The 8876-nt window shown below is 57.6% G+C and carries 9 protein-coding genes; all 9 read left to right on the forward strand.

Translation table 11 applies throughout. The annotated features are described in order from the left end of the window. Positions 1 to 81 precede the first annotated feature (81 nt). On the forward strand, positions 82 to 1344 hold the full coding sequence (locus Q1K23_RS00810) for a homoserine dehydrogenase (protein WP_300361168.1): 1263 nt from the start codon (positions 82 to 84) through the stop codon (positions 1342 to 1344). 98 nt (positions 1345 to 1442) lie between these two features. Then, on the forward strand, positions 1443 to 3518 hold the full coding sequence (locus Q1K23_RS00815; RefSeq protein ID WP_300361171.1) for a molybdopterin-dependent oxidoreductase: 2076 nt from the start codon (positions 1443 to 1445) through the stop codon (positions 3516 to 3518). Beyond that, a complete protein-coding gene (locus Q1K23_RS00820) occupies positions 3515 to 3841 on the forward strand; it encodes a YraN family protein (protein ID WP_300361174.1) in 327 nt (108 codons plus the stop codon). Before Q1K23_RS00815 ends, Q1K23_RS00820 begins: the two co-directional genes overlap by 4 nt. An 83-nt stretch (positions 3842 to 3924) precedes the next feature. Beyond that, on the forward strand, positions 3925 to 4245 hold the full coding sequence (gene trxA, locus Q1K23_RS00825) for a thioredoxin (RefSeq protein WP_300361177.1): 321 nt from the start codon (positions 3925 to 3927) through the stop codon (positions 4243 to 4245). Positions 4246 to 4258: 13 nt separating this feature from the next. Continuing rightward, positions 4259 to 4720 (forward strand): hypothetical protein, encoded by a 462-nt coding sequence (locus Q1K23_RS00830; protein ID WP_300361181.1) that lies wholly within the window; start codon positions 4259 to 4261, stop codon positions 4718 to 4720. Beyond that, positions 4720 to 5676, forward strand: coding sequence for a thioredoxin-disulfide reductase (gene trxB / locus Q1K23_RS00835; protein WP_300361192.1), 957 nt, complete (start codon positions 4720 to 4722; stop codon positions 5674 to 5676). Before Q1K23_RS00830 ends, trxB begins: the two co-directional genes overlap by 1 nt. Then, positions 5670 to 6437: a 4-hydroxy-tetrahydrodipicolinate reductase gene (gene dapB / locus Q1K23_RS00840; RefSeq protein WP_300361183.1), complete on the forward strand. Its 768-nt coding sequence runs from the start codon at positions 5670 to 5672 to the stop codon at positions 6435 to 6437. The genes trxB and dapB overlap by 7 nt, the downstream gene beginning before the upstream one ends. Position 6438: 1 nt before the next feature. Next, positions 6439 to 7788, forward strand: coding sequence for an amidophosphoribosyltransferase (gene purF, locus Q1K23_RS00845; protein WP_300361186.1), 1350 nt, complete (start codon positions 6439 to 6441; stop codon positions 7786 to 7788). A 58-nt stretch (positions 7789 to 7846) separates the two neighbouring features. Continuing rightward, the gene (locus Q1K23_RS00850) at positions 7847 to 8821 is read left to right on the forward strand and encodes a TIGR01212 family radical SAM protein (protein ID WP_300361189.1); all 975 of its coding nucleotides are present in this window, start codon (positions 7847 to 7849) and stop codon (positions 8819 to 8821) included. The last annotated feature ends 55 nt before the right edge of the window (positions 8822 to 8876 follow it).

Here is an 8876-nt window from a genome sequence, read left to right on the forward strand (position 1 = left end):
AAAAGGGAACGAAGTGACCTTCCGGAATTTTTCATTTTTCATTTTTCATTTTTCATTGAGCGAAGCGAAAAGGAGCCGCGTATGATAAGAGTCGGTATCATCGGTGTCGGCACCGTAGGACAGAGTGTCGCGCAGATTCTGGAGGACAACCGCGACATCATCACCGCGCGGGCAGGCAAGGAGATCGTCGTCAAAAAGGGGGTGGTCCGGAACCTTTCCAAAAAACGTGACGTGCCGATGCCCCTGACCGACGATATCGACGAAGTGCTCGAGGATCCCCAAATCGATATCGTCGTGGAACTGATGGGTGGCGTCGAGGAGCCCTACGCCGCGGTGCGAAAGGCGCTGGAGCGGGGCAAGGCGGTCGTCACGGCCAACAAGGCGCTGCTGGCCTACCACCGTTACGAGCTGCAGGACGTGGCGGGGGATATTCCCTTCGAGTACGAAGCGAGCGTGGCGGGCGGCATTCCGATCATCAAGGCGCTCAGGGAAGGTCTCAGCGCCAACCATATCGAGTCGATCAAGGGGATCATCAACGGGACGGCCAACTACATCCTGACCAAGATGATGGTCGAGGGCGCCGATTTCGAGCCCACGCTGAAAGAGGCGCAGGAGCTGGGATACGCCGAAGCCGATCCGACTTTCGACATCGGTGGATTCGATGCGGCCCACAAGCTGCTGATCCTCGCCTCCATCGCCTACGGCATCGACGCGAAGCCGGAGGATATCCTGATCGAGGGGATCGAGTCGGTGACCCAGAACGACATCTCCTTCGCCAAGGAGTTCGGCTACACGATCAAACTGCTGGGTATCGCCAAGAAGGTGGGCGGATACGTGGAGCTGAGGGTCCATCCGGCCCTGGTGCCCCAGAGCGAGATGATCGCCAAGGTCGACGGCGTCATGAACGGCGTGAGCGTCGTGGGCGACAAGGTGGGAGAGACGATGTACTACGGCCCGGGAGCCGGCGGTGACGCCACGGCGAGCGCGGTGATCAGCGACATCATCGCCATCGCCAGGGCGGGAAAATCGTCGCCCATGCTCGGTTTCAAACGTCCGCTGGAGACGGGGCTGAAGCTTCTGGAGCGTGACGCCATCGTCAGCAGATACTACCTGCGCCTGGAGGTGGCCGACAAGCCGGGTGTGCTGGCGAAGGTGAGCCAGGTGATGGGCGAGCAGAAGATCTCCATCGAGACGATGCTCCAGAAACCCGGCAGCGGCGAGTCGGCCTCTTTGCTGCTGGCGACCCACGCCTGCGAGGAGCGCGCCATGCAGGAGGCCCTCAAACGCCTCTTCGAACTCGAGAGTGTCAAAGAGCGCCCCGTGATGATCCGGATAGAAGGATAAGAGAAGGATAAGTGTAAAAAAGTAAAAAATAATGTGAGCTGCTTCGCAGGCACAATTTTTTACAATGGAGTGCCACAAGTCACACAAAGGCGGTCAACATGCATCACAAGGAAATCGAAAGCGTCTGCACCTACTGCGGAGTCGGCTGCGACATCGTCGCCCAGGTGGATGAATCATCCGGCACCATCGTCAAAATCACCGCCGACAAGGACGGTTACGTCAGCCAGGGGAAACTCTGCGTCAAGGGCAAATACGGTTTCGATTTCGTCCACTCCGACGCCAGGATCCGCCGGCCGCGCATCGCCCGCCGCTTTCTCGAGAAAAATCCCCATATTTTCGAAAAGATCCAAAAGCGTCTCCAACCGTTCGACGATGCCTGGTATACGACTGATCTGGCCACGGCCGTCGAGGCGGCGGCGATGAAACTGACCGAAATCCGGAAAGAACATGGAGACGAGAGCTTCTGCGCCATCGGCGGGGCGCGCACCAGCTGCGAGAGCGCCTATCTGTTTCAGAAATTCTGCCGCGAGACGATGAAGTCGCCCCATGTCGACAACTGCGCCCGGGTCTGCCACTCCCCCAGCCTCAAGGGGATGCGCGCCACGATCGGCGAAGGTGCGGCGACCAACCCCTACAACGACATCTACGAGGCCGAATTCATCCTGATCATCGGCTCCAACACGACCGAAGCCCATCCGATCGTCGCCAACCGCATCATCGACGCGGCGCGTCTGCACGACAACGTGGCGGTGATCGACGTGCGGGAGATCAAGATGATGAAATACGCCAAACACAAAGCGGTCATTCCCCACGAGGCGAATCTGCTGGTGCTCAACATGATGGCGCGGGTCATCATCGAAGAGGAGCTCTACGACAAAAAATTCATCGAGACACGGACGACGGGCTTCGAGAGTTTTCGGGAAGCGATCCTGAACGACCCCTACGCCGACCCTCTCTTTTTCCGCTCGATCCCCGGTTACGAGCACCTGGCCACCAAGATCCCCGTCATCGCCCGTGAGTACGCCCTGAAAAAGTCGATGATCTTCTGGGGACTGGGCATCACCGAACATTTCGACGGCAGCCATGCGGTGATGGCGATCACGCACCTCGCGCTCCTGACGGGCAACATCGGCAAAACCGGAGCGGGTCTGATGCCCCTGCGGGGCCAGAACAATGTCCAGGGCGCCTGCGACATGGGGTGCCTTCCCTACTACGCGCCCGACTACCAGACACCCGAGAAGGTGGGGCTCATGACACCGCAGCTGGTGGATGCGATGCTGGAGGGAAAGATCAGGGCGCTGCTTAACATGGGGGAGGATATCGCCCATATCCATCCCAACCAGAACAAGATCGAAAAGGCGCTGGAGCGTCTGGATCTGATCATGGTGCAGGAGCTTTTCATGACGGAGATCGCCAAAAAGGCGGACATCGTCGTCGGTGTCAAGTCGGCCTACGAGAAAGAGGGGGTCTACGTCAACGCGATGCGGCGCCTGCATCTCTCCCAGCCTCTGGTGGAGTCGGATCTGCCCGACGACTGGGAGGTGATCAGAATGCTCGACAACGCCATGGGGGGCGATTACGACTACCGCAGCAGCGAAGATGTCTGGAACGAAGTGCGCGAAGTGGCCCACCGCCGATTCAGCGGCGCCAGCTACCTGCGCCTGAAAAGACACCGCAAGCGCGGTCTGCAGTGGCCCGTCTACATCGAGGACACACCGGTGCTCCATCTGCTCGACTTCCGGACCGATGACGGACTGGGGCGTTACGTCTACCGTCAGTACGAGCTTCGGGGCATGATCAAAGAGCTTCTGGAAGCGGGGGAGGTGCGTGAAGGGTTCTACCTGACCACGGGCCGTACGCTGGCGCACTACAACAACGCCGCCCAGACAGGATGCAGCCAAAAGCTGAACCACCGTTACGAAGAGGATCTGCTTTTGGCGAGCGAAACGGATCGGGCACGCCTTCCGGACAGCGAATATGTCGTGCTCAGGACTCCTTACGGCCAGAGTGCGCCCCTGCGGATCAAATTCAGTGAAAAGATCGCGCCCGATACCCTCTACGTCACCTTCCATCACGCGAAATCGAAGATCAACTATCTCTTCGGGGACGCCTGTGACGAATTGATCGGCACGGCCCTTTTCAAATCCCTGAAGGTGGAGGTCCTTCCCGCATGAGTCGGGCCGTCGGCGACAGGGCCGAGACTCTCGCCTGCGACTATCTGATGCGGCGGGGCTGCCGTATCGTGGAGAGAAACGTCTACTCCCGTTTCGGTGAGATCGACATCGTCGCCCAAAAGGGAGGCGTGCTCCATTTCGTCGAGGTCAAAAGCGGCACGACCTTCGAGCCGGTCTACAACATCACACCCGCGAAACTGCAGAAACTGATCCGCTCCATCCACGCCTATCTGAAGAAGCGGAATCTCGATCTTCCTTTTCAGCTCGACGCACTGATCGTCAAAGAAGATCGCTGCGAATGGATCGAAAACATTACGGTTTGACGGCGGATTTAATATCCGGTAACAAAATTTTTTAAAGTTTTAACCGGTATAATCAAGCCACAACTTTCTCAAGGAGATCCTGAATGGGCAAATATATCGAGCTTAACAGCAGCAATTTCGACGAAACGGTCAAAGAGGGTGTCACTCTGGTTGACTTCTGGGCGCCTTGGTGCGGACCGTGCCGTATGATCGCACCGGTCATCGAAGAGCTCGCCGAAGAGTACGAAGGCAAAGCGAAAATCGCGAAAGTCAACACGGACGAAGAGCAGGATCTGGCGATCAAATTCGGTATCCGCTCCATCCCGAGCATCCTTTTCTTCAAAGACGGCCAGGTCGTCGATCAGATGGTCGGTGCCGCTTCCAAGCAGGCGTTCGCCGAAAAACTCGACGCACTTCTGAAATAACCCGAATCTTCAGATGAACGGCGGAAGGAGAAGATCCCTTTTCTCCTTCTCCTATGTCTTCGCATCGTTTTTCGGTGCGGCGATGATAGCCCTCGCTTTCGGCTATTTCAACTACAAATACTCCCAATACAAATTTATCAATTTCAAAGAGACGATACTCTATACTAAATCACGACTATTCGAACCGGAGGCCGACAGGTATATCGTCGTGGTCTACAGTTCGCATATGGGGGATATCGACAGGGCTCTGCGGAAACTGAAAGAGAAAAATCCCGTTCTCGCCATCGATCTCTACCAGAAACGGAGAGAGCGGGAGAAAAATGTCGTCTACGCGACGGCGGGGACCAATACGCTGCTGAAAATCATCCATCGGTTTCATATCCGTGAAGTGCCCAGCTACTTCATGATCGAAAAGCAGAACGAAAACGGACTCTACAAGCAGGCGAGCAAGATCTATCTACTGGAGGTACAATGATGTTGGATTTGGCGATTATCGGCGGAGGACCGGCCGGTCTGACGGCCGGACTCTACGCGACACGGGGCGGACTCGAAAATGTCGTGATGTACGAAAAGGGGATGCCCGGCGGCGCCATCACCCAGAGCAGCGAGGTCGAGAACTATCCCGGCATCAAGGAGGTGGTCTCGGGTATGGATCTGATGGCCTCCTGGCCGGAGCAGTGCATGCGTTTCGGGCTCAAACACGAGATGGCGGAAGTGGTGCGCGTCAGCCGTCCCGAAGGGCTCTGCTTCAAGGTCGAACTGAGCGACGGAAGCGTCGAAACGGCCAAAAGCGTCATCGTCTGCACCGGCGGTACGCCCCGCAAGGCGGGCTTCAAGGGCGAAGAGGAGTTTTTCGGGCGGGGCGTGAGCACCTGTGCCACCTGCGACGGCTTCTTCTACCGCGACAAGGAGGTCGCCGTCATCGGCGGCGGCGACACGGCGCTGGAAGAGGCGCTCTATCTGGCGAACATCTGCTCCAAAGTCTACGTCGTCCATCGCCGGGACGAATTCCGCGCCGCCCCATCGACGGTGAAGCGTGCCCGGGAAAACGGAAAGATCGAATTCGTCACCAACGTCCTCGTCGAAGAGGTCTACGGTGACGCCATGGGTGTCCAGGGCATCAGGCTCAAGAAGAAAGATAGCGGAGAGGTGATCGACCTGCCGGTGCCGGGCGTGTTCGTTTTCGTCGGTTACGACGTCAACAACCGGGTCCTGAAGCAGGAGGACGGCAGTTTCCTCTGCGACGTCAACGAGTACGGCGAAGTGGTCGTCGATCTGCAGATGCGTACCAGCGAACAGGGGCTTTTCGCGGCGGGCGACATCCGCATCATGGCGCCCAAACAGGTGGTCTGCGCCGCCGGTGACGGCGCCAACGCGGCGATCGGAGCGATCGCCTACGTCGAACATCTACATCGGGAGAATCTATGCTGAAAGTGGGAGTCTACGGAGCCAACGGCCGTGTCGGCCAGCTCCTCGTCAAAAATCTGTCGGAAGATCCGGATACCCGGGTCGCCGCGCTCTGCGAGCGTGACCGTATCGATTTCCATGCGCCGGAAGGATCGGTCGTCACCAACGACGCGAAGATCTTTCTGGACAGTTGCGACGCCGCCATCGATTTCACCGTGCCGGAAGCGACCGAGGCGCTTCTGAAAGCGGCGATGGATCGTCCCAGGCCGCTCGTCATCGGAACGACGGGCCTCAACGACGCCCAAAGAGCGCTGCTCGAAGAGGCGAGCGAAATCATGCCGATCCTCTACGCGACCAACATGTCGGCGGGGATCGCGCTGCTGAAGAAGCTGGTGCAGATGACGGCGGAGAAGCTCGGGGATTTCGATATCGAGATCGTCGAGCAGCATCACCGCTACAAAAAGGACGCTCCCAGCGGAACGGCATTGACGCTGGCGGAGTTCGCCGCCAGGGGGAGAGGGCTGGATCTGGAAAAGGTCCGGGTCAGCTGCCGTGACGGTATCACCGGTGAGCGGAAAAAAGAGGAGATCGGTGTCATGGCGATCCGCGGCGGAGATGTCGTCGGGCGCCATACGGTCGGCTTCTACAACGACGGCGAATTCATCGAACTGAACCATACCGCCACGAGCCGGGAGACCTTCTCCAAAGGGGCGGTGCGCGCCTGCAAATGGCTGGTGAACCAGCCGGCGGGCCTCTACGATATCAGCGATTGTCTGGGACTTTGATATGGAAAGATTTCTGAACGAAAAGTGTGCGGTCGTCGGGGTTTTCGACGTCAAAGGTGCGGCGCAGATCGCTTTTTTCGGCCTTTTCGCTCTTCAGCACAGGGGCCAGGAAGCGGCGGGTATCTGCTCCAACAGGGACGGCAAGTTCCATCTGATCAAGGATCGGGGCCTGGTGACGCGGATCTTCAGCGAAAAGAAGATCAAGAAGCTCAAGGGCGATATGGCCATCGGTCACACCCGCTACTCCACCGCGGGAGACGACTCGATCCTCGATGCCCAGCCGGTCTACGCCCGCTACGATCTGGGCGAACTGGCGATCGTTCACAACGGTAACCTGACCAACGCCCAGGAAGTACGCGACCAGCTGATTAGAAAGGGTGCCATCTTCCAGACCTTCATGGATACCGAGAACATGATCCACCTGATCGCCAAGAGCGAAAAGGAGAAGCTGATCGACCGCATCACCGATGCCCTGCACAAAGTGGAAGGGGCCTACTCCTTCATCATACAGAGCCGCAGCAAGATGTACGCCGTGCGCGACCGCTACGGTTTCAGGCCCCTGAGTCTGGCCAGACTCGGTGACGGCTACATGGTCGCCAGCGAAACCTGCGCCTTCGATCTGGTGGGTGCCGAGTTCATCCGCGATATCGAACCGGGCGAGATGCTGATCTTCGAAAAAGGCAAAGCCCCGAAATCGATCCGCGTGTTCGAACCCAATCCCCATATGTGTATTTTCGAATACATCTATTTCGCCCGGCCAGACAGTGTCGTTTTCGGAAAGAACGTCTACTCTCTGCGGAAAAAGATGGGAGAGGAGCTGGCCAAAGAGCTTCCCGTGGAGGCGGATATGGTCGTGCCGGTGCCCGACAGCGGCGTGGCCGCGGCTCTGGGATACTCCCAGCACAGCGGCATCCCCTTCGAGCTGGGCATCATGCGCAACCACTATGTCGGGCGGACCTTCATCGAACCGACCCAGGAGCTTCGGAACCTGAAAGTCAAGATGAAACTGAGCCCGATCCGGGAAGTGATCGAAGGGAAACGTCTCATCGTCATCGACGACTCGATCGTACGGGGTACGACCAGCAAGCAGATCGTCAGTATGCTCAAGGAGGCGGGCGCGAAGGAGGTGCATATGCGCATCTCCTCGCCGCCGACGACGGGACCCTGCTACTACGGGGTCGATACGCCCGACAAGGAGAAGCTGATCAGTGCCCGCATGAGCACGGAAGAGGTGTGCGAATATATCGGAGCCGATTCGCTGGCTTTCATCTCCATCGACGGCATGATGCGGGCGGTGGGTGACGATCAGAACTACTGCAAAGCCTGCTTCGACGGAAATTATATCGTCTAAATAGATGTCCGATATCAACCTGTTGCAAAAACGGCTGGATATAATCCGATCGACACGAATGCAGACGCAAAGGGGGAGTGTGAAAAAAGTATTCACGATCGGACGCTATTTTCGCAGGAAATTCGGCGAGGATGTCTACAAGGTACCGCTCAGCATCCAGGGGTTCACCTGCCCGAACATCGACGGTACGGTAGCCAAAGGGGGATGTACCTTCTGTCTGAACGAGTCTTTCAGCCCCAACCTCGCCAAAGCCTCCAAAAAGTTCTATCTGCATCCCGACTCTTCGGAGAATCCTCTGCTCCAAAAACAGCTGGAGCAGGTAAGAGTCCAGTATCGGGCCACGAGCCGCCGATTGGCGGGCAAATACGGCGTGAAAAAGTTTCTCGCCTATTTTCAGTCTTTCACCAACACCTACGCCCCTTTCGAAACGCTCAAGGCCCTCTACGAAGAGGCGCTGCGTCAGCCCGGATGCGTGGGGCTCTCCATCGGTACACGCAGCGACAGCGTCACCGAAGAGATTCTCGACTATCTCGCCGAACTCTCACGCGAGTACGAAATCTGGATCGAATACGGCATCCAGTCGATCTACGACGAAACCCTCGAAGCGATCAACCGCGGACACGACAGCGCCAACGTGAAGGAGTGGATAGGCAAGAGCAAGGATCGGGGCCTGAAGGTCTGCGGCCATGTGATCTTCGGCCTTCCCGCAGAGACGGAGGAGATGATGCTCGATACGGTCAGAGAGTCGATCGCCTGGGGAATCGACTCGATCAAGATCCACCCCCTCTACGTGGTCAAAAACACGGCGCTGGCCGTCGACTATCTCAAAGGCAGATTCACTCCCATCGACGAAGAGCGCTATATAAAACTGGTCGTCGAATCGATACGGATGCTGCCGCCCCATATCAGCGTCCAGCGCGTCACCGCAGGCATCGACGACGACACCCTTCTGGCCCCTGAATGGTGCCGCTGCAAACACACCCAGATGAAACACATTCGAGAGGCCCTGAAAAAAGCGGGCTACATCTACTGAACCCTTGACATGAACTCCCGTTCATGTCATCTTTCTCAAAACTCAAAACTCAAAA

It is taken from the genome of Hydrogenimonas sp. (genome assembly GCF_029933015.1).
Taxonomy (GTDB): Bacteria; Campylobacterota; Campylobacteria; order Campylobacterales; family Hydrogenimonadaceae; genus Hydrogenimonas.

Coding starts and splice junctions, on each gene's coding strand:
- Q1K23_RS00810 (WP_300361168.1), top strand. CDS start 82: ATGATAAGAGTCGGTATCATCGGTGTCGGCACCGTAGGACAGAGTGTC.
- Q1K23_RS00815 (WP_300361171.1), top strand. CDS start 1,443: ATGCATCACAAGGAAATCGAAAGCGTCTGCACCTACTGCGGAGTCGGC.
- Q1K23_RS00820 (WP_300361174.1), top strand. CDS start 3,515: ATGAGTCGGGCCGTCGGCGACAGGGCCGAGACTCTCGCCTGCGACTAT.
- trxA (WP_300361177.1), top strand. CDS start 3,925: ATGGGCAAATATATCGAGCTTAACAGCAGCAATTTCGACGAAACGGTC.
- Q1K23_RS00830 (WP_300361181.1), top strand. CDS start 4,259: ATGAACGGCGGAAGGAGAAGATCCCTTTTCTCCTTCTCCTATGTCTTC.
- trxB (WP_300361192.1), top strand. CDS start 4,720: ATGTTGGATTTGGCGATTATCGGCGGAGGACCGGCCGGTCTGACGGCC.
- dapB (WP_300361183.1), top strand. CDS start 5,670: ATGCTGAAAGTGGGAGTCTACGGAGCCAACGGCCGTGTCGGCCAGCTC.
- purF (WP_300361186.1), top strand. CDS start 6,439: ATGGAAAGATTTCTGAACGAAAAGTGTGCGGTCGTCGGGGTTTTCGAC.
- Q1K23_RS00850 (WP_300361189.1), top strand. CDS start 7,847: ATGCAGACGCAAAGGGGGAGTGTGAAAAAAGTATTCACGATCGGACGC.